We start from the raw sequence: 20,909 nt of genomic DNA, 5'->3' as shown, positions 1-20,909 counted from the left end.
CTTTATTTCGGTTTGAAAGCGTTATACCCAAATAGCTTTAATAGAGTCCGTATAACCATAAACGCGTGGTTATCCGTGATTGCTCATGAGGTTATTTTGGTATAGATATGGAGGTGATATGCATTGTCCTTTTTGTTCCGAGAACGATACCAAAGTTATTGATTCCCGCTTAGTGGCTGATGGCCATCAAGTTCGACGTCGCCGTCAGTGCTTGGCGTGTAGCGAGCGTTTCACTACGTTTGAAAGCGCAGAGTTAGTGATGCCTAAAGTGATCAAATCGAATGGCAACCGTGAACCATTTGATGAAGATAAAATGGTTGGCGGTATTCAACGCGCTTTAGAGAAACGCCCAGTGAGTGCCGATTCTATAGAGTTAGCGATCAGTATGATCAAATCACAACTGCGTGCGACGGGTGAGCGAGAGGTTCCGAGTGAAATGATTGGTAATTTAGTCATGGACCAGCTCAAAGAGCTCGATAAGGTGGCTTACATTCGTTTCGCTTCCGTTTACCGAAGCTTTGAAGATATTCGCGAGTTTGGCGAAGAGATTGCCCGCCTAGAAGACTGAGTAGCTCATGACTCAACACACTCCTGAAAGAGCGTTTTCTGATTTAGATTTCGCCATGATGTCACGAGCTATTAAGTTAGCGAAACGTGGCATTTATACCACCGCCCCTAATCCAAATGTAGGGTGTGTCATCGTTCGTGATGAAGAAATTGTCGGTGAAGGCTATCACCATCGTGCTGGTGAGCCGCATGCCGAAGTGCACGCGATGCGCATAGCGGGTGAAAAAGCGGTTGGTGCAACCGCTTATGTGACGCTAGAACCTTGCTCTCATTACGGCCGTACACCGCCATGTGCCGAAGGGCTGATTAAAGCCAAAGTGGCACGTGTGGTTTGCGCCATGGTAGACCCAAACCCGAAAGTTGCAGGTCGCGGCATCCAGATGTTGCGTGATGCCGGAGTTGAAGTACAAATCGGCTTGTTAGAGCAAGATGCCCTTGCCCTTAACCCTGGTTTTATAAAGTACATGCGTACAGGCATGCCGTTTGTTCAATTAAAAATGGCAGCCAGTTTGGATGGGCAAAGCGCACTCAGTAATGGTCAGAGCCAATGGATCACCTCCCCAGCGGCCCGCCAAGATGTGCAGCGTTATCGAGCGATAAGTGGTGGCATTCTTTCTACTAGCAAAACGGTGATTGATGATAATGCATCACTCAATGTGCGCTGGGATGACTTACCTAATAGTGTTCAAGCGCAGTATTTACAAGAAGAGCTTCGTCAACCAGTACGTGTAATCTTAGACCGTCAGAACCATTTAACTGATGCGCTCAAGCTGTTCCATACCGATGGAGAACGAGTTATTGTTCGCTCTGATGGAGACTGTATCCCTCTATTGGACAGCGCTGACCAAATTGACTTATCAACGACATTAAAACGTATCTCGGATGAGCACCACATCAATCACTTATGGGTTGAAGCTGGAGCTACGCTAGCGAGTGCGATGATAAAGGCTAATCTTGTAGATGAGCTCATTGTTTACCTTGCGCCAAAACTCATGGGCAGCGATGGTCGGGGGCTTATCGGTGCTTTAGGGTTAAGCGCTATGGCTGACGTCATAGATTTAAACATTACAGACGTTCGTATGGTTGGGGTAGACATTCGCATCACCGCCACCATAAAACGTAATGAAATTAGATAAGAAATAGTATGTTTACAGGAATAGTAGAAGCAGTGGGCAAGTTAGCTGCGATTACGCCGAAGGGCGAAGACATCACCGTCACGGTTGAAACGGGTACGCTTGATATGTCAGACGTTAAGTTAGGCGATAGCATTGCGACCAATGGTGTTTGCTTAACGGTAGTTGACTTCGGAAGCCACTATTACAGTGCTGATCTGTCATTAGAAACCTTGAAGAAAACTGGGTTTGCTGATTACCAAGTAGGCGATAAGGTGAATCTAGAAAAAGCCATGTTGCCAACAACGCGATTGGGTGGACATATCGTTTCTGGCCATGTCGATGGGGTTGGTGAAATTGTCGAACGCAATTCAGTTGGCCGTGCGATAGAGTTTTGGGTTGCAATGCCTGCGGAAATTAGCAAGTACGTTGCAGAGAAAGGCTCGATTACTGTTGATGGTATTAGCCTAACCGTCAACGACTTACGTAAAAATGCTTTTAAGCTGACGATCGTTCCTCATACGAGTGAAGAAACTACGATTGACCAGTTTCAAGTGGGGCGCAAAGTCAACTTAGAAGTTGATGTACTTGCGCGTTATATGGAGCGTTTACTGCAAGGACAACAAGAAGATAAGGCCGAGTCTCGTATCACGATGGACTTTTTACAGCAAAACGGTTTTGCATAAGTCTTGGGAGTGGCTGCGTGAGGCATGCGATAAAGAGCAGACTCACAGAACACCGCGAGATTCATTGACTTGCTTAATGCAAAGCTCAAACTATTGACCTAACTAGCATTCACTGCAACGTAATTTTTCATTGCTGTCGCAATAACAAATTTAGAATAACGGGATAACAGACTATGCCAATCAGTACGCCACAAGAAATTATTGATGATATTCGCGCAGGCAAAATGGTCATCCTAATGGATGATGAAGACCGCGAGAATGAAGGTGACTTGATCATGGCTGCCGAGCATATTACGCCGGAAGCCATCAACTTTATGGCAACCTATGGCCGTGGCCTGATTTGTTTAACCATGACCAAAGATCGTTGCGAAAGTCTAGGTCTGCCACCAATGGTGCAAGACAATAATGCGCAATACACCACCAACTTTACTGTTTCGATTGAGGCAGCAGAAGGGGTAACGACTGGTATTTCAGCCGCAGATCGCGCACGTACCGTTCAAGCAGCAGTCGCGCCAAACGCTAAAGCTGCGGATTTGGTGCAGCCTGGTCACATCTTCCCTCTCGCAGCTCAAGACGGCGGTGTACTGACTCGCGCAGGTCACACTGAAGCAGGCTGTGATTTGGCTCGTCTTGCTGGTTTAGAGCCAGCATCGGTGATTGTTGAGATCTTAAATGACGACGGCACCATGGCTCGTCGCCCAGATCTAGAGATCTTTGCAGAGAAGCACGGTATTAAATTGGGCACTATTGCCGACCTAATTGAGTACCGCAATAACACTGAGACAACGATTGAACGTGTGGCAGAGTGCAAGCTACCGACAGAGTTTGGCGAGTTCACGTTAGTCACTTACAAAGACACCATTGATAACCAAGTGCACTACGCAATGTGCAAGGGCGATTTGAAAGAAAAAGCGCCACTGGTTCGCGTTCATCTTCAAGACGTTTTTACCGACTTACTACGTAGCGATCGTAATGCAGAGCGCAGCTGGACACTAGATAAGGCAATGAAACGCATTGGTGAAGAAGGCGGTGTGCTGGTTGTTCTTGGCCATGAAGAATCGACCGATCTACTTATTCATCGCGTGAAGATGTTCGAAGCGCAAGACAAAGGTGAAGCCCCAACGCTTGCTAAAAAACAAGGCACGTCTCGCCGTGTTGGCGTTGGTTCACAGATTCTTGCGGATCTCGGTGTACATGATATGCGCCTTCTGTCATCGACCAACAAAAAGTACCACGCGTTAGGTGGTTTTGGTCTGAACGTTGTTGAGTACGTCTGCGAGTAACAACCGAACAATAAGTTCCTAGTCTTTGACGTGCTTAACTCGTCAATGGCTAGGAACCGGTGATTTGCCTCCAATTTCCATTAGATATTGCTCACAAATTTGTGCTAGAATCCGGCGATTCTCACTTGATGAACATATTTCACTTATAAATAGAGTTAAAGGAAAGCTTATGAAAGTGATCGAGGGTGGCTTCCCAGCGCCAAATGCAAAAATTGCTATCGTTATTTCTCGTTTCAACAGTTTTATTAACGAAAGCCTACTTTCTGGTGCGATCGATACACTAAAGCGTCACGGACAAGTAAGCGAAGACAACATCACGGTTGTGCGTTGTCCAGGTGCCGTAGAACTACCTCTAGTAGCTCAGCGTGTTGCTAAAACTGGCAAATTCGACGCTATTGTTTCTCTAGGGTCTGTTATTCGCGGTGGAACGCCTCACTTTGACTATGTTTGTAGTGAAATGAACAAAGGTCTAGCACAAGTGTCTATGGAATTCAGCATTCCAGTAGCATTTGGTGTTTTGACTGTTGATACGATCGATCAAGCGATTGAACGCGCAGGAACCAAGGCTGGTAATAAAGGTGCAGAGGCTGCACTAAGCGCACTTGAAATGATTAATGTACTATCTGAAATTGATTCCTAATGGGGGCCAGTGTGAAACCAGCCGCACGTCGTAACGCACGTCAATTCGCTCTACAGGCGATCTACTCATGGCAAATTACTAAAGAGAATGTTGCCAAGATTGAAGAACAGTTTTTGTCTGGCGACAAATACGATGAAGAAGAACTTCATGCATCTGAGCCAGCGCTTGCTGCTCCAGAGACAGACGTAGCTTACTTCCGTGAACTATTAAGCGGTGTTGTACTTAGCCACGCTGAGCTAGATAGCAAAATTCGTCCATACATCTCTCGTCCTATGCAGGATTTAGATATGATGGAACTTGCTCTTCTTCGCCTTGCTATGTACGAGATGACTCGTCGCGAAGATGTTCCTTACAAAGTTGTTATCAATGAAGCGATTGAACTTGCAAAAGTTTTTGCAGCAGAAGATAGCCACAAGTTTGTGAATGGTGTACTTGATAAAGCAGCACCTCACATTCGTAAGAAATAACGATTTCTTCAATGAAAAGGTCAGCACATGCTGACCTTTTTTGTATCAAAAGCTTTTACATCAAAAAGTAAGTGAATTATGTCTGGTGAATTTAATCTGATAGACAAGTATTTCGTCGGTCGTCAGAGCCAACGTAAAGATGTCCATCTAGCCGCTGGTGATGATTGCGCTTTGGTCAAAGCGCCAGCTAATGTTCAGATTGCGATTAGCACGGATACATTGGTAGCTGGAACGCATTTCTTAGCCGACGCGAACCCAGCATGGGTCGCACACAAAGCATTGGCTTCTAACATCAGTGATTTGGCGGCGATGGGCGCAACGCCTGCGTGGGTGAGCTTTGCATTAACGATGCCTGAGCCAGATGAAAAATGGCTTGCTCCTTTCTGTGATGCATTTTTCGAACTGGCTGATTACTATGGTATTCAGTTAATAGGCGGTGATACCACCAAAGGGCCATTGTGTCTGACACTCACGGTGCAAGGTTTTGTACCTGAAGACAAAGCGCTCACGCGATCCGGAGCCAAGCCTGGGGATTGGGTATATGTAACGGGAAACCTTGGCGATGCAAAAGCTGGCTTGGATGTGATTCTAGATGACTCTCTGCGCAGCAGAGCCGGCGCGGAAGCACTAGAGCGAGCTCATTACCTTAGTTCTCCGCGTGTGCTTGCTGGACAAGCTCTTGTTGGCTTAGCCTCGTCGGCGATAGATATTTCAGATGGTTTAATCTCTGATATTAAGCACATTTTACAGCGATCTCAGGTTGGGGTTAGTATTGATGTCTCTCAGCTACCGATCTCTTCAGAATTAGTCCAGTTTTTAGATGATAAGATCAGCGCGCAGCAGTATGCTTTAGCAAGTGGCGAAGAATACGAGTTGTGTTTTACCGTGCCGGAGCAAAATCGAGGCTCGTTACAAAGCGCTTTATCTCATACTGGCTGTAAGGTCACATGTATTGGTCAAATCCGACCAAATGGAACCTTCGAGCTGCATGATAACAATCAACCACTTGATTGGGACTTAAGTGGCTTCGACCACTTTAAATGATCTGAGCTAAGCTCTAGCCAAGAGCCTGTTACTATTGAGTAACTCGCAGGCATGACGATTGAAACCAAACTAGCAGTATAGGTTTAAGGATATGACCAACCCTCTTTCTCTGATTTCATTAAAGAATCCGTGGCATTTATTGGCGACGGGTTTTGGCAGTGGATTATCCCCGTTTATCCCTGGAACAATGGGCACACTGGCGGCCGTGCCTTTCTTTTTGCTGTTGGCACAATTACCATTTACGGCGTATGTCATTGTTGTTCTGATTTCGTGTGTGATCGGCATTCAAATATGCCAAGTGACGTCTGCAGACATGAAAGTACATGATCATGGTTCAATCGTATGGGATGAGTTTGCGGGCTTTTGGATTACGATGAGCATTGTACCTGCACTGAATATTCCACTCACTGAATGGAAGTGGTTGATCACTGGCTTCATCTTATTTCGTTTTTTCGATATGGTAAAACCTTGGCCAATTGGGTGGCTAGATAAGCGAGTTCACGGTGGGCTGGGTATTATGGTTGATGATATCGTGGCGGGAATTATGGCTGGTGTTGCCCTGTTTCTAGTCGCAAAATACGCTGGCTGGATGAATTAAACCATGAACTAAACACTGGACGTAAAAAAGGGATGCCATGAGCATCCCTTTTTACATGCTATTTTGCTAAATAATCCAAGATGGATTTTTCAATTCCTTTTGCATCGAGACCAAGCTCTTCATGCAGTTCATCTTGTGTTCCCTGATGAATAAACTCATCGGGTAAACCTAGGTTTAAGACTGGCTTAATGATTTTATCTTTCATCATGAACTCAACGACACCCGCACCTGCACCACCTGCGATAACATTTTCTTCTAACGTCACGAGCACGTCATGATCTGCGGCTAATTGACGAATTAATGCTTCATCGAGCGGCTTCACAAAGCGCATATCAGCAACAGTGGCGTTAAGGTATTCTGCCGCTTCTAGCGCGTTACCCAAGAAAGTACCAAAGCTCAGAATAGCAACTTTTTCACCTTGGCGAACCATGCGCCCTTTACCGATTTCTAACGCCGTAAACTCAGTTTCGATTTCTACGCCCATGCCGCTACCACGAGGGTATCGAACCGCACTCGGGCCAGAATGCTTATGGCCAGTGTAAAGCATTTGTCGGCACTCGTTTTCGTCGCTTGGCGCCATGATCACCATGTTCGGAATACAGCGCATAAAGCTCAAATCGAACGCACCTTGGTGAGTTTGACCATCTGCGCCAACGAGACCTGCGCGGTCGATCGCAAACATCACTGGTAAGTCCATGATCGCGATGTCGTGGATCAATTGGTCATAACCACGTTGCAAGAAAGTCGAATAGATAGCAACGATTGGATGATCGCCCGCAATTGCCATGCCTGTTGCCAGTGTCACTGCGTGCTGCTCAGCAATCGCCACATCAAAGTATTGGTCTGGATACTCTTTTGAGAAACGCACCATACCTGATCCTTCGCGCATTGCTGGCGTAATTGCCATTAGCTTAGGATCTTGGGCCGCCATGTCACATAAAAAGTCACCGAAGATCTTTGAGTAAGTTGGCTTACCGCCACTGCTCTTCGGCAGACAATTATGCGTTGGATCGAATTTAGGAACACCATGGTAGCCGATAGGATCTTTCTCGGCAGGCTCATAACCTTTGCCTTTCTTGGTCATGATGTGCAGGAATTGAGGGCCTTTGAGCTCACGCATGTTTTTTAGCGTTTTGACGAGTTCATTGACGTCGTGTCCATCAATCGGGCCAATGTAATTAAAGCCGAACTCTTCGAACAGAGTACCAGGCACTACCATGCCTTTGAGGTGTTCTTCCGTACGGCGAACCAACTCTTTAATAGGTGGAACACCAGACAACACTTTTTTACCGCCTTCACGGATAGAAGTGTACAAGCTGCCAGAAAGTACTTTCGCAAGGTGGTTATTCAGGGCGCCGACGTTTTCTGAAATCGACATTTCGTTGTCGTTCAAAATCACCAACATATCAGGATGAACGTCGCCAGCGTGGTTCATGGCTTCGAATGCCATGCCTGCTGTAATTGCGCCATCACCAATCACACTGACGATTTTGCGACCTTTACCTTCTTTTTGTGCGCTGATGGCCATGCCAAGACCTGCACTAATCGATGTCGAAGAGTGGCCGACAGATAAGGTGTCATATTCACTTTCTTCACGCCAAGGGAAAGGGTGTAGACCATCCTTTTGGCGAATTGTTGGCATTTTATCGCGACGTCCGGTGAGGATTTTGTGCGGGTAAGCCTGATGACCAACATCCCAGATCAATTTGTCGATAGGGGTGTTGTAAACATAATGCAGAGCGACAGTTAGCTCTACGGTGCCTAAGCCAGACGCTAAGTGTCCGCTAGATTGGCTCACTGAATTTAGCAGATACGTTCGCAGTTCATCACACAGATTTGGTAATGTTTCTTTCGGAAGAAGACGTAATTCTTCCGGTGTATTTGCTAACGCCAGTGTTGGGTACTTTGAAATATCAAGAGTCATATAAATGCGCGCTTATAGTGTTAATTTTTGCGCTCGATGACATATCGGGCGAACTCTTCGAGTAACTGAGTATTGTATGGGATAGCTTCCAATGCTTGAAGTGCTTCCTGTAACAGAGTGTGAGCTTTCTCTATGGCTCCCTCTAAACCCAGCAGGGAAGGATAAGTGCTCTTATTCAGACCTTGGTCGGAACCTTGAGGCTTACCCAGTGTTTCTGTGTCACTGATGATATCAAGAATATCGTCTTGAACCTGAAACGCCAAACCAATTGCTTTTGAGTAGCGCTCCAAGTGAGGTAGAACCTCGATACCTTTCTCACCAGCAGCTAATGCACCTAATTTTACCGCACAATCAATCAGAGCTCCGGTTTTTTTACGGTGTATCTCTTCCATTTCTTCAAGAGAAACTTGGCGATTTTCCGCGCCTAAATCTAAGGCTTGCCCTACACACATGCCGCTGGCACCAGAGGAATGCGCTAAGGCTTTGATCATATTGATGCGTTGAGCTTCTGCCGCCGAGCTTAATTGACCATCAGAAATAATAGTGAAGGCAAGAGTTTGTAGTGCATCACCTGTCAGTATTGCGGTTGCTTCATCAAACTTAATATGACAAGTTGGTTGACCTCGACGCAGTTCATCATCGTCCATGGCTGGCAGATCATCATGAATGAGTGAGTAGGCATGTATACATTCGATAGCAGCGGCGGGGGTGTCTAAGTCTTCAGGTTTACAGCCGAGCATTTGACCTGTGATGTAAACAAGAAAAGGGCGAACGCGTTTCCCACCTAGCAAAAGGCCGTATTTCATTGCTTGAATCAATGGCTGCTCTTGATATGGAAGCTGATCGAGCCACAAATTCAATTGCTGATTGTTTCTTTGTTGAAAAGACGTCAATGTCTGTTGCATCACATTGCTCACTACTGATTGTTATTCTGAATCTGGTTTGAAGTCACTCAGTGGTGCTTCATCATCTTCACTAAGAAGAATGCTCACGCGCTGTTCGGCGTCGCTTAATTTAGTTTGGCCTGCACGAGCTAAGGCAATGCCTCGTTCAAACTTACGCAGGGCATCATCTAGAGCAAGATCGCCATTTTCTAATTGATCAACCAAGCTATCAAGCTCTTCAATGGTTGCTTCAAAGGTCATGTTTTCTGGTTTCTTGACCGCCATCTTTTTTCTGCCTTAATCAAGCCTCGGGTAAGATGCACGAAAGTTACCTTAGCCTAGTAACTTGGTCAAATTTAACCTTATATAATTGTCACAAAATTAGCGTTCAACGAGTCTAAGCGATGAAACCCCATATTTTGGTTGAGGTTGTTAAGTGTAATTTGTGATCCATTAGCTAAGATTTTTCTAAAAATTCTGCGCGAGTTGTCGATACAGGTAATAATCCGCCCAATGGCAGTATTTGAGTATAGCGTGAGGAGTGCTTTGTGGATTTAGCAACCCTATTAGGTTTGATTGGTGGTTTTGCATTCGTCATTATGGCGATGGTGCTTGGTGGCAGCATCGGCATGTTTGTCGATGTCACGTCGATCCTTATTGTCGTTGGTGGCTCAATATTCGTTGTGTTGATGAAGTTCACAATGGGACAGTTTTTTGGTGCGACAAAGATTGCTGGCAAAGCCTTCATGTTTAAAGCGGATGAACCCGAAGACCTGATTGCAAAAATTGTGGAAATGGCCGACGCGGCACGTAAAGGTGGTTTTCTTGCTCTTGAAGAGATGGAAATAAACAACACATTCATGCAGAAAGGCATTGATCTACTGGTTGATGGCCATGATGCCGACGTTGTGAGAGCGGCACTCAAAAAAGACATCGCGCTTACGGATGAACGACATACGCAAGGTACTGGTGTATTTCGCGCCTTTGGCGACGTTGCTCCTGCGATGGGAATGATTGGCACCTTGGTTGGTCTTGTTGCGATGCTTTCAAACATGGATGACCCTAAAGCGATTGGACCAGCAATGGCCGTTGCACTCTTGACCACATTGTATGGCGCGATCCTGTCCAATATGGTGTTTTTCCCTATTGCGGATAAGCTTTCTCTTCGCCGTGACCAAGAAACGCTAAATCGCCGTTTGATCATGGATGGCGTATTAGCGATTCAAGATGGCCAAAACCCGCGAGTGATCGATAGTTACTTGAAGAACTACCTCAATGAAGGTAAACGTGCCCTTGAGATTGACGAGTAACTTGGAGAGTCGTGATGGATGATGAAGATAACAAATGCGATTGTCCGCCACCTGGCCTCCCGTTATGGATGGGGACATTCGCAGATTTGATGTCGCTGCTGATGTGTTTCTTTGTTCTTCTGCTCTCGTTTTCTGAGATGGATGTACTGAAGTTCAAACAAATTGCAGGATCAATGAAATTTGCCTTCGGTGTGCAAAATCAGCTTGAAGTGAAAGACATTCCCAAAGGCACTAGCATTATTGCCCAAGAGTTTCGACCGGGTCGGCCGGAACCTACTCCGATTGATGTTATCATGCAGCAAACCATGGACATCACTCAGCAGACGCTCGAATTCCATGAAGGAGAGTCTGATCGAGCTGGTGGCACAAAACGTGATGAAGGCAAGTTAACGGGTGGGCAATCGCCAGAAACGTCAACTCAAAACAATGAGTCTGCCGAAGCGGACATGCAACAACAGCAATCTAAAGAGATGTCGCAAGAGATGGAAACCTTGATGGAAAGCATCAAGAAAGCCTTAGAACGAGAGATTGAACAAGGCGCCATTGAAGTTGAAAACCTCGGTCAGCAGATTGTTATACGTATGCGTGAAAAAGGTGCATTCCCAGAAGGTTCGGCCTTCTTGCAGCCTAAGTTTCGCCCTTTAGTTCGTCAGATTGCAGAGCTAGTAAAAGATGTGCCAGGCATTGTTCGAGTATCTGGCCATACAGACAATCGACCGCTAGATTCGGAGCTTTATCGTTCTAACTGGGATCTCTCTTCTCAGCGCGCAGTATCAGTCGCGCAAGAGATGGAGAAAGTGAGAGGCTTCTCTCATCAACGTTTAAGAGTACGAGGCATGGCGGATACTGAGCCCTTGTTACCGAATGATTCTGATGAAAATCGCGCACTTAACCGACGGGTTGAAATCAGCATTATGCAAGGCGAGCCTCTCTACAGCGAAGAAGTGCCGGTAATTCAATAACTAGGCTTTAGTTTTAAGTCAGTAAAGAGATAAGAAAGCGAGCAGATTGCTCGCTTTTTTTGTTTTTCCAATCCGCTTGGGTGTATAATCTTGCGCCTTAAAAGTGAGCTCAGACTACTTTTTGTGACTGAAACGCGGTTTTACTGCGTATGAAGTATTGAAGTTGAGTGTCACTCTTTGTTGATTGCGAAACTAACCTGCGAATTAGACTATGAAATTTATTGTAAAGCCCCATCCAGAAATTTTTGTAAAAAGTGAATCTGTGCGTAAGCGCTTCACAAAGATTTTAGAGTGCAACATTCGTAACATCATTAAGAGCCGCACGGAGTCTGTCGCGGTATTTAACCGTCGTGATCACATTGAAGTGACCTCTGAGAGTAACGAATTCCACGCTGAAGTTCTTGAGGTTTTGACTCATACACCAGGTATTCACCACGTACTGGAAGTGAAGCAAACTGAATTTAAAGACTTGCACGATATCTTCGAGCAAGTACTAGAACTCAACCGTGCTGCACTCGAAAATAAAACCTTTGTTGTACGTGCGAAGCGTCGCGGCAAGCATGACTTTACCTCTATTGAACTAGAGCGTTATGTAGGCGGTGGTTTAAATCAAGCGATTGAAAGCGCTAGTGTTAAGCTACGAAACCCAGACGTGACGATCAAGGTAGAAGTCTCGAACGACAAGCTAAACCAAGTATTGTCTCGTCATAAAGGCCTAGGTGGTTTCCCTCTGGGTACGCAAGAAGACGTGTTAAGCCTGATCTCGGGTGGTTTCGACTCTGGTGTTTCAAGCTATCTTCATATCAAGCGTGGTTCAAAAGTACATTACTGCTTCTTTAACTTAGGTGGTCCAGCACACGAAATCGGCGTTAAGCAGGTTTCTCACTACCTATGGAACAAATACGGTTCTTCAGCAAAAGTACGTTTTATCTCAGTTGATTTCGAGCCTGTGGTTGCGGAAATCCTAGAGAAAGTCGATGACGGCCAAATGGGCGTGATCTTGAAGCGTATGTTCATGCGTGCAGCAGGCATGATCGCTCAGAAGATGAAGATCGAAGCATTGGTAACAGGTGAAGCGCTAGGTCAAGTATCGAGCCAAACGCTAACCAATCTACGCCACATCGACAACGTAACAGACACGCTGATTCTGCGTCCGCTTATCAACTGGGATAAAGAAGACATCATCAATCTAGCACGTGAAATCGGCACAGAAGATTTCGCGAAGACAATGCCAGAATACTGTGGTGTTATCTCTAAGAAGCCAACCGTGAAAGCGGTGAAAGGCAAGCTAGAAGCTGAAGAAGAGAAATTCGACTTTAGTATCCTTGAGCAAGTGGTTCAAGAAGCTCGCATGATGGACATTCGTGATATTGCGAAAGAGTCTGAGCAAGCCGCACCAGAAGTAGAGCAAGTTCAAGCGGTAGAAGAGCACGCGGTTGTGCTAGATATTCGTAGTCCTGAAGAGGAAGACGATAACCCACTTGAAATCGAAGGTGTGGATGTGAAACATATCCCTTTCTACAAGCTGGGTACACAGTTTGGTGACTTAGACCAGTCTAAGACATACCTACTTTACTGTGACCGCGGTGTGATGAGCCGTCTGCAAGCGCTTTACTTGCAAGAGCAAGGCTTCAGCAACGTAAAAGTTTACCGTCCATAGCTGACTGTTAAAATACGTTAAAAGGCGCAAATTGAGACATCAATTTGCGCCTTTTTTGTTTTTGATCGCGTTACAGACAACCATTACTTAGCATAATGTTGAGGCTTATCGCAAAGCCATACACTTTGTGTTGATATAACGATAATTAATCCGAAAGAAGAGTAATAAAGTGATATTGCTGCCAGATATGCGGAGGAGATTTTTGATAGATAAAAAAACACCGCCTAATTTAGGCGGTGTAACAAATTTGACAGACAGGTCAAAAATAAATACAGGAAGTATATGTTTTGTCACAGGGAGTGTGGACAAAACATTATGGTAGAAATCTACCTAACTCGAAATACGAGTTTGCAAACACAACATCGCAACAACGAAGCCAATTGATTTCCAAAGAAATCAAGCCGTTCAGGCCCGTGTTGCGGGGTGAAATATAGAATTTATCTGGCTGTTCGACAACGGACATTTTATAATGTTTCAGATTAAAAAAACTAATCCTATTAGAGGTCCCATATGTCTCGCAGATTGCCTCCATTAAATTCGCTTCGAGTCTTCGAAGCGGCTGCTCGTCATCTCAGTTTTACACGAGCAGCAGAAGAGTTATTTGTTACTCAAGCCGCGGTCAGTCACCAGATTAAAGCGCTTGAAGAGTTCTTATCATTGAAGCTCTTCCGTCGACGTAATCGTTCTTTGTTGTTAACAGAAGAAGGCCAAAGTTACTTTCTCGATATCAAAGATATTTTCACCTCGATTGCGGAAGCGACAGATAAGGTGTTGGAACGTAGCGAAAAAGGGGCATTGACGATTAGCCTACCGCCGAGTTTTGCTATCCAATGGCTTGTACCTCGTTTGGCCGATTTTAATGCTCAAGAGCCCGATATCGATGTTCGTATTAAAGCCGTAGATATGGATGAAGGCTCACTGACTGATGATGTTGATGTGGCGATCTACTATGGCCGTGGGAACTGGCCAGGTTTGCGAGCAGATAAATTGTACCAAGAGTTTTTGATCCCACTTTGTTCACCTTCATTACTTTTGGGTAACAAACCATTAGAATCTTTAAGTGACCTCAAATTACATACTTTGTTACACGATACTTCGCGTAAAGACTGGAAGCAGTTTGCTCGTCATTACAACATTGAAGGCATCAACGTAAACCACGGTCCTATTTTTAGTCACTCAACGATGGTGCTACAGGCAGCTGTGCACGGTCAGGGGGTCGCGCTCGGTAACAACGTACTCGCCAAACCTGAAATGGAAGCCGGACGACTCATTGCACCATTCGACGAAGTTTTGATATCCAAGAACGCATTCTATGTGGTGTGTCATGAACAGCAGGCAGATATGGGCCGAATCGCAACGTTTAGAGATTGGATGTTAGCAACCGCGAGAAAAGAACAAGAGGAAGTATTGGATGAATCACTGGATAGCTGAGGGGCCTGAAAACGGACCGCTGTTTATTTTTGCTCACGGCGCAGGTGCGGGGATGGAGCATGACTTCATGACAGCGGTTGCCAAAGGATTAGTGGAGCAAGGTATTCGTGTAGTGCGTTTTAATTTCCCTTACATGGTGAAACGTTCGGAAGATGGCAAAAAGCGTCCGCCCGATCGCGCGCCAAAGTTGCTCGAAGCATACAGCGAAGTGATCGCTCACTTTACTTCTTCTCCCGTGGTTATTGGTGGTAAGTCAATGGGCGGTCGTATGTCGAGCTTGTTGGCTGAAAATGAGCTGGTGGCGGGCATTGCCTGTTTAGGGTTTCCATTTCACCCGCCAGGAAAGCCAGAGAAATACAAAGGCGAGCACTTAGCAACCATTGAGAAACCTACGCTGATTCTGCAAGGGGAACGAGACACCTTTGGTAAGCGTGAGGAATTCGATGATTTCGTCCTTTCGTCACAAGTAACGGTGAGCTTTTTACCTGATGGTGACCACAGCTTCAAACCGCGCAAGATCTCAGGTCATACTGAAGTGGGTAACATTGCACTCGCGATAGAGCAGTTAGCGGCGTTTATACAAGAGGTGTACAGTGAAAAGTAAGTGGTTACTCTCATTCTCTGGTTTGTCTGGGCTGCTTTCGGTCGCTCTTGGAGCATTTTCTGCTCATGGGCTAAAAGCGACACTGGCCCCTTATTTGCTCGGTGTATTTGAGACCGGAGTTCTGTATCAATTTATTCACACGTTGGCGATTGTGTTTTGTGCCATTCTGCTTCTGCTCAATTTGGGACAAAAAGCACAAAAGTATTTTTTCATTGCGGCGATTTGCTTTATTATCGGCATCTTTTGTTTTAGCGGCAGTCTTTACGCGCTGGCGCTGACGGGCATTAAGTGGTTTGGGCCAATTACTCCTGTAGGAGGGTTGCTGTTCATGATTGGTTGGTGTCTGTTCTTTTTTGCTGCGTTCAATATCAAAGAGGTCTCCAAGTGAAACAACTAATGCTCTATTGCCGTTCTGGCTTTGAGAAAGAGTGTGCTGGTGAAATTCAGGACAAAGCGACACAGTTGGAAGTGTATGGCTTCCCTCGTGTGAAGAGAAACTCAGGTTATGTTGTCTTCGAGTGTTACCAAGATGGAGATGCCGACAAACTTGCGAGAGGTTTAGACTTTAAGTCTTTAATTTTTGCTCGACAAATGTTTGCGGTAGCAGCTGAGTTTCAATCGTTGCCAAGTGATGACCGCATTAGTCCAATTTTGAATGAACTAGCAGACATTGAAGCATTCCCTCGTTGTGGTGATTTGAGAATTGAAACGCCAGATACAAATGAAGCGAAAGAGCTACTGAAATTCTGCCGTAAGTTTACCGTCCCAATGCGTCAAGCGTTGCGCGGCAAAGGCTTAATGCTGAACAAAGATAACGCGAAAAAACCAGTACTGCACATTTGCTTTGTTGAGCCTGGCCACTGTTACGTTGGTTACTCTTACACTGACAACAACTCACAGTTCTTCATGGGTATCCCTCGCCTTAAATTCCCAGCAGACGCTCCAAGTCGTTCAACACTTAAACTGGAAGAAGCATTTCATGTCTTTATTCCACGTGAAGAGTGGGATGAGCGTTTGGCACCAGGTATGTGGGGTGTGGATTTAGGTGCATGTCCAGGCGGTTGGACGTACCAATTAGTGAAGCGCTCAATGTTCGTTCACTGCGTAGATAACGGCATGATGGCAGACAGTTTGATGGAAACTGGCCAGATCAAGCACCATATGGTGGATGGTTTTAAGTTCGAACCAGACCGCAAGAACGTAACATGGATTGTTTGTGACATGGTGGAAAAGCCAGCTCGTGTTGCTCACCTGATGGGACAGTGGCTGTTAAAAGGTTGGGCAAAAGAGGCCATCTTTAACCTTAAGCTGCCAATGAAAGGGCGTTATGACGAAGTGCTGCAAGACCTTGAAAATCTGAAGCAGTTCCTCATTGATAATAAGGTAAAGTTCAAGCTACAAGCTAAACATTTGTATCATGATCGTGAAGAGATCACGATTCATATCCAATGTCTGTCGAATATTTCACCTTACTAACTTTATTCCCCGAGTCTTTTGGGAATAGTGATTAGAATAGAAAAAGCGCCTTCAAATGGCGCTTTTTTAATATCTGCCGGATTTCATGGTGTGAAACTTCCATCGGGCACTACTTCGCTTTGTTTGGCCCTAAAAAGCGAATATCTTGCAAGTTAAAGCCTAGTTCGATATCGCACTTTAAAGCGGCGACGCGTTTACATAAACGAGCAGACTCAATGTGCTCGTCCAATTTTTTACGGTATTTCGGTACGAGGTCTTCACTAGCGTAGGCAGCTTCAATACTCTCAAACTGAGTGAGAATCTCTTTCGCTGCTTTCGGGCCAATTCCAGGTACGCCCGGAACCTGGCTAGAGCTTATCCCTGTCAATCCCCAGTAGTCCGCTAGTTGATTTGGTTTTACGCCGAACTCTTTTTCGATAAATGGTTCATCTAACCAACGGTGTTGGAAATAATCACGGATTTGTAGGGTAGGGGAAAGTAGCTGGCAGTAACCTTTGTCTGTGGAAACGATGGTGACTTTTTCACCATGGCTGGCCACTTTCGTTGCGAGTGTAGCAACCAAATCATCTGCTTCATCGCCTTCAGAAAGCAATGAATCAATACCTTGCTCCCACCACGCTTGTTGAATCGCATCTAACCCTTGCAGTAGTGGCTGAGGCATTGGCTTTCGGTTTTGCTTATAGTCAGGGAGAATTTCAGCGCGCCAACCTCTGTCTTGTTCGTGGTGATCAAAAACTGCGATGATGTGTGTCGGGTTGGCCTCTGACAGAATGCGAGTGAGGGTTCTTTGCGTTGTGGTTATGGTTCTTGCTATGTCGGTTGGATCTGGTTGTGCTGAGTGCACTCGGCGGATCAGGTTTAGGGCATCAATGATAACAAGATGAATAGACATAATGACTTAGCAATAAAAAAGGGGCGTAATGCCCCTAGTGTAACGAATGCTAGCCTGACTATCGACCACCAATTTCCGGGTGAGCGATTCGATAACACGGTTCGTAGTCTGAACCGCCAGGTAATTTCATTCGGTGCTGTTCGACAAAGTCTTTTAGCAACTTATCGAGTTTTTTCATGAGGACTGCGTCGCCATGAATGGTGAAAGGCCCTCTACGTTCTATTTCTCGAATGCCTTCAGCCTTTACGTTACCTGCCACTATGCCAGAGAAGGCTTGACGCAAGTTGGCCGCTAAAACTTGCGGTTCTTGATCTAGGCTTAAATCCAATTGTTCCATCGACTCATGAGTAGGCTCGAATGGTAGTTGGAAGTTTGGCTCAATTTTCAATGACCAGTTAAAGCTGTACGCATCGCCTTTCTCTTTTCGGTGAAGGCGTACCGAGTCCATGGAGCGTTTCATAATACGAGCGACTTCTGCCGGGTTGTCAATGATGATCTCGTAGTGCTTTTGCCCTTCCTCACCAAGTGTGTCGCGAATGAACTCATCAATAGAGCGGAAGTACTCTTCACTCTCTTTTGGTCCTGTTAATACGATAGGCATTGGCTGATCGGCGTTATCCGGGTGCATCATGATGCCAAGAATGTACAGTAGCTCTTCCGCTGTGCCCGGGCCTCCTGGGAAAATAACGATACCATGAGCCATACGGACGAAAGCTTCCAAGCGCTTTTCGATGTCGGGCATGATGACCAGTTCATTTACTATTGGGTTTGGTGGCTCGGCAGCAATAATCGAGGGTTCGGTTAAACCAAGATAACGTTGCTGAGTATAACGTTGCTTTGCGTGCCCAATTGCTGCACCTTTCATCGGCCCTTCCATTGCACCAGGGCCGCAACCTGTGCAGATGTTAAGTTCACGCAGGCCCAGTTCGTTACCCACTTCACGTGTGTACTGATACTCCACTCCATTGATAGAGTGACCACCCCAACATACGACAAGATTCGGTGCGATACCTGGAGTTAATGCTCTGGCATTACGAAGAATGCCGAATACGAGGTTCGTAATGTGAATTGGGTTAGTAAGGTTGAGCCGCTGGGCGTCTGCCAAATGCATGTTTACGTAAACGATATCACGCAATACGGAGAACAGATGCTCTTGGATACCTTTAATTATTTCGCCGTCAACAAAAGCGTGCTCTGGCGGATTAGTCAGCTCAAGCTTAATACCACGCTCACGACGCACGACGTTGACATCAAACGATTGGTATTTATCGAGCAGTTCTTTCGAGTTATCGGTATGGCTACCGGAGTTCAACACCGCTAATGTGCAATTACGGTACAGCTGATAAAGTTCACTCGAGGCTGTGTTCTTTAAGCGCTCTACTTCTAGTTGAGATAGCAAGTCCATGCTACCAGCGGGGCTTATATGGGTAATCATAACGCCTCCTTGTGTTGCATTAATTTGAGGGAAAGTACCAACTTACCTTTTTGGTGTTATACGTATGGTTTGATGAAAGGTAGTTGGCCGATTTGGTTTTATGGTTATCAACTCCCAAGCAACCTCAAGATGATACATTTGCCTTTTATAAATACATCATCTTGAAGTGACTTGGTTTTTTACAGCTTAGCAGACTAAAAGGGAAGAAATGTGATAACTCGTTGAAAATGGGTGGTTATAAAGCGAAGATTGCACCAAATTTGGTTTGTTTGCTCGCTTTTTGTACGAATCTTAGCTCCAGTTAAGCTGGTTTGTTCCACGTTTTTTAGCGTCCGCAAGCATCTTGCCAAGACGATCGAGCACATACTCTGGCGTATCGGACTCTTTGAAAGACGTCGATACAGCAGCTAAGGTAATCATGATATTTTGCTCACGGAACTTAAAGGGTAATTGGCTAATATCACGCTGGATATGCTTAATAAGATCCAGTGTGTATTCTTCAGATTGTTCCGGGACGAGTAGAATGAACTCCTCGCCACCAAAGCGAGCCACTGTTTCCGTTTCTGATACGCGCTTGTTAATAGTACGAGCGATGATCTTCAGCGCTTTATCGCCAGCCGTATAACCATAGCTATCATTCACCGCTTTGAAATTGTCTACATCAAACAGCACAACACGAAGGTTTTGCTGAGAGCGAATCCAACGGCGATACTCTAGCTCTAGTCGATCGTTAAATGCAGTGCGGTTATAAACTTTAGTCAGCGGGTCGAGCAACATACGCTGAGCTTGGTCATCTAAGCGTCGACGATAATCTTGCGTAGTTTCAAATACCGCTTCGAGTTGGTTCTTACTGTAACTTAACCGCTCTTGCAGCGCTTGCTCTCGCTCTTCCGTCATTTTCAGTCGCTCTGTCAGCGACGCCATTTTTTCGAGAAGAGGCGTGATTTCTTTTTTCACAACCGCGATATCTTGAGCTTGATTAAGTGACTTTTGGCTTAATTCAACCAAGCTGTTCATTTCTGTGTTGAGCTCTTGGCGGTGTTCAAAGTAGGTATGATGCTGGTCGACGTTCTGATGAACGGTTTTTAGGTTACTTGCGAGAGAAGTGTTCAGCTGATCAAGGAATTGGCTAGACGCCTCGCGCTCGAACTTTGTTGCTTCGACAACCAATTTCAGCGTTGAGAGCGTAAGCTCAATGAGAGACTCGGCACTCACGCCAAGGAGCAACTTAGCGCGAATATCCAGCAATCTATCGCCTGATTCTCCCTCGAAATCAAGCTCTGTAATAGTATGTTGGAGGTCGCTGGCTAAGCACTCAAGCTGAGATCTGTCGGGATTGTTTTCAAATTCACTAAGATGTAGACGTGAATTAGACGTGATGATTTTCAGAGCGCGTTCGTAAATACTCAGTAGCTTAGTGGCTTGATCAGCTTTATTGCTGGCGTGAACTTCAGAGAAACTCATCAGGTTCCGTAGTTCACGTTTTAACTGCGCAGGTAAGCCCGTGACACGTTGCAGTGTTTCACCACTGTGCTTGATTTGTTCGTCAAGGTAACCGTTTTGTTTATCCATCGTCTTCGACTGCTGTTTGAGCATCCTCTCTAATACCGCTAAACGCGGGATAAGAGTGCTGATATCTTTTTGATGTTGCAGCTCTTGTTGGATTTCAAATAGGTAGTTGGATACCTGAGTATTCGAACCCTGGCAAGCTGAAGACAATGATGCCACAACGCGTTTAAGAACTTGTTGTTCACGTTTGAATTTGAGTGAAGTATCACGATGAGTCAGTCTGAGTTGGTCAAGTTGACAACTCAGCTGATGCAGCTGCGACTGAATATCGGATTCCAAGATTCCCATGAAGTGACTACGGTTAAGTCCATGTACTACTGACAATTATCTGATAATAACAAAAAACTTTATAGCGTCATTAGTTA

General features: G+C 45.5%; 21 protein-coding genes. 15 read left to right on the top strand and 6 right to left on the bottom strand.

All coding sequences use genetic code 11. The features are described 5' to 3' along the window. The first annotated feature begins 118 nt into the window (after nucleotides 1–118). The 8 genes from nrdR to pgpA all read left to right on the top strand — a co-directional run bounded on the left by nrdR (nucleotide 119) and on the right by pgpA (nucleotide 6,397). Nucleotides 119–568, top strand: coding sequence for a transcriptional regulator NrdR (nrdR, locus tag R7R24_RS16220; RefSeq protein ID WP_005381578.1), 450 nt, complete (start codon nucleotides 119–121; stop codon nucleotides 566–568). 7 nt (nucleotides 569–575) lie between these two features. After that, nucleotides 576–1,703, top strand: a complete 1,128-nt coding sequence (ribD, locus tag R7R24_RS16215) for a bifunctional diaminohydroxyphosphoribosylaminopyrimidine deaminase/5-amino-6-(5-phosphoribosylamino)uracil reductase RibD (RefSeq protein WP_054579048.1) — start codon at nucleotides 576–578, stop codon at nucleotides 1,701–1,703. Nucleotides 1,704–1,711: 8 nt separating this feature from the next. Continuing rightward, nucleotides 1,712–2,365: a riboflavin synthase gene (locus R7R24_RS16210; RefSeq protein WP_005383626.1), complete on the top strand. Its 654-nt coding sequence runs from the start codon at nucleotides 1,712–1,714 to the stop codon at nucleotides 2,363–2,365. 173 nt (nucleotides 2,366–2,538) lie between these two features. After that, entirely contained in the window at nucleotides 2,539–3,648 is a 1,110-nt protein-coding gene (gene ribBA, locus R7R24_RS16205) for a bifunctional 3,4-dihydroxy-2-butanone-4-phosphate synthase/GTP cyclohydrolase II (RefSeq protein WP_005381573.1), read from the top strand. 169 nt (nucleotides 3,649–3,817) lie between these two features. Further along, nucleotides 3,818–4,288 (top strand): 6,7-dimethyl-8-ribityllumazine synthase, encoded by a 471-nt coding sequence (gene ribE, locus R7R24_RS16200; protein ID WP_005381572.1) that lies wholly within the window; start codon nucleotides 3,818–3,820, stop codon nucleotides 4,286–4,288. Then, nucleotides 4,288–4,755 (top strand): transcription antitermination factor NusB, encoded by a 468-nt coding sequence (nusB, locus tag R7R24_RS16195; protein ID WP_005381571.1) that lies wholly within the window; start codon nucleotides 4,288–4,290, stop codon nucleotides 4,753–4,755. The genes ribE and nusB overlap by 1 nt, the downstream gene beginning before the upstream one ends. 78 nt (nucleotides 4,756–4,833) lie before the next feature. Continuing rightward, a complete protein-coding gene (thiL, locus tag R7R24_RS16190; protein WP_047102095.1) occupies nucleotides 4,834–5,799 on the top strand; it encodes a thiamine-phosphate kinase in 966 nt (321 codons plus the stop codon). A 91-nt stretch (nucleotides 5,800–5,890) separates the two neighbouring features. Beyond that, a complete protein-coding gene (pgpA, locus tag R7R24_RS16185) occupies nucleotides 5,891–6,397 on the top strand; it encodes a phosphatidylglycerophosphatase A (protein WP_005381569.1) in 507 nt (168 codons plus the stop codon). Nucleotides 6,398–6,455: 58 nt separating this feature from the next. Here the strand turns inward: pgpA and dxs are convergent, their stop codons facing one another. The 3 genes from dxs to xseB are packed head-to-tail and all read right to left on the bottom strand — an operon-like array spanning nucleotide 6,456 to nucleotide 9,490. After that, nucleotides 6,456–8,321 carry a 1-deoxy-D-xylulose-5-phosphate synthase gene (dxs, locus tag R7R24_RS16180; protein WP_005381568.1) on the bottom strand — a complete coding sequence of 622 codons (1,866 nt, stop codon included), beginning with the start codon at nucleotides 8,319–8,321 and terminating at the stop codon, nucleotides 6,456–6,458. 20 nt (nucleotides 8,322–8,341) lie between these two features. Beyond that, on the bottom strand, nucleotides 8,342–9,226 hold the full coding sequence (ispA, locus tag R7R24_RS16175; RefSeq protein WP_206946951.1) for a (2E,6E)-farnesyl diphosphate synthase: 885 nt from the start codon (nucleotides 9,224–9,226) through the stop codon (nucleotides 8,342–8,344). A 21-nt stretch (nucleotides 9,227–9,247) separates the two neighbouring features. Beyond that, nucleotides 9,248–9,490, bottom strand: coding sequence for an exodeoxyribonuclease VII small subunit (gene xseB / locus R7R24_RS16170; RefSeq protein WP_005381566.1), 243 nt, complete (start codon nucleotides 9,488–9,490; stop codon nucleotides 9,248–9,250). A 263-nt stretch (nucleotides 9,491–9,753) separates the two neighbouring features. On the opposite strand from xseB, the gene pomA reads away from it, so the two are divergent. From pomA to rlmM, 7 genes are all read left to right on the top strand, one after another. Beyond that, nucleotides 9,754–10,515: a flagellar motor protein PomA gene (gene pomA / locus R7R24_RS16165; RefSeq protein ID WP_005381564.1), complete on the top strand. Its 762-nt coding sequence runs from the start codon at nucleotides 9,754–9,756 to the stop codon at nucleotides 10,513–10,515. Nucleotides 10,516–10,529: 14 nt separating this feature from the next. Further along, nucleotides 10,530–11,477, top strand: coding sequence for a flagellar motor protein MotB (locus R7R24_RS16160; RefSeq protein ID WP_042521210.1), 948 nt, complete (start codon nucleotides 10,530–10,532; stop codon nucleotides 11,475–11,477). A gap of 211 nt (nucleotides 11,478–11,688) precedes the next feature. Continuing rightward, nucleotides 11,689–13,137, top strand: coding sequence for a tRNA uracil 4-sulfurtransferase ThiI (gene thiI, locus R7R24_RS16155; RefSeq protein ID WP_005383617.1), 1,449 nt, complete (start codon nucleotides 11,689–11,691; stop codon nucleotides 13,135–13,137). Between the two features lie 510 nt (nucleotides 13,138–13,647). Then, nucleotides 13,648–14,568 (top strand): transcriptional regulator GcvA, encoded by a 921-nt coding sequence (locus R7R24_RS16150; protein ID WP_206946949.1) that lies wholly within the window; start codon nucleotides 13,648–13,650, stop codon nucleotides 14,566–14,568. After that, complete coding sequence (locus R7R24_RS16145; RefSeq protein WP_085569905.1) at nucleotides 14,549–15,172, top strand: alpha/beta fold hydrolase; 624 nt, start codon at nucleotides 14,549–14,551, stop codon at nucleotides 15,170–15,172. The genes R7R24_RS16150 and R7R24_RS16145 overlap by 20 nt, the downstream gene beginning before the upstream one ends. Beyond that, nucleotides 15,162–15,560: a DUF423 domain-containing protein gene (locus tag R7R24_RS16140; protein WP_206946947.1), complete on the top strand. Its 399-nt coding sequence runs from the start codon at nucleotides 15,162–15,164 to the stop codon at nucleotides 15,558–15,560. Before R7R24_RS16145 ends, R7R24_RS16140 begins: the two co-directional genes overlap by 11 nt. Then, nucleotides 15,557–16,648: a 23S rRNA (cytidine(2498)-2'-O)-methyltransferase RlmM gene (gene rlmM / locus R7R24_RS16135; protein WP_017820611.1), complete on the top strand. Its 1,092-nt coding sequence runs from the start codon at nucleotides 15,557–15,559 to the stop codon at nucleotides 16,646–16,648. Before R7R24_RS16140 ends, rlmM begins: the two co-directional genes overlap by 4 nt. A 109-nt stretch (nucleotides 16,649–16,757) precedes the next feature. Here the strand turns inward: rlmM and xni are convergent, their stop codons facing one another. From xni to R7R24_RS16120, 3 genes are all read right to left on the bottom strand, one after another. Further along, on the bottom strand, nucleotides 16,758–17,540 hold the full coding sequence (xni, locus tag R7R24_RS16130; RefSeq protein ID WP_025768895.1) for a flap endonuclease Xni: 783 nt from the start codon (nucleotides 17,538–17,540) through the stop codon (nucleotides 16,758–16,760). 58 nt (nucleotides 17,541–17,598) lie between these two features. Beyond that, nucleotides 17,599–18,975 (bottom strand): nucleotide 5'-monophosphate nucleosidase PpnN, encoded by a 1,377-nt coding sequence (gene ppnN / locus R7R24_RS16125; RefSeq protein ID WP_047102074.1) that lies wholly within the window; start codon nucleotides 18,973–18,975, stop codon nucleotides 17,599–17,601. 291 nt (nucleotides 18,976–19,266) lie between these two features. Further along, nucleotides 19,267–20,832, bottom strand: a complete 1,566-nt coding sequence (locus R7R24_RS16120) for a sensor domain-containing diguanylate cyclase (protein WP_005381978.1) — start codon at nucleotides 20,830–20,832, stop codon at nucleotides 19,267–19,269. Nucleotides 20,833–20,909 lie beyond the last annotated feature (77 nt).

It is taken from the genome of Vibrio sp. 704, from assembly GCF_033339295.1.
This window is presented reverse-complemented; position numbering and strand designations above follow the sequence as displayed.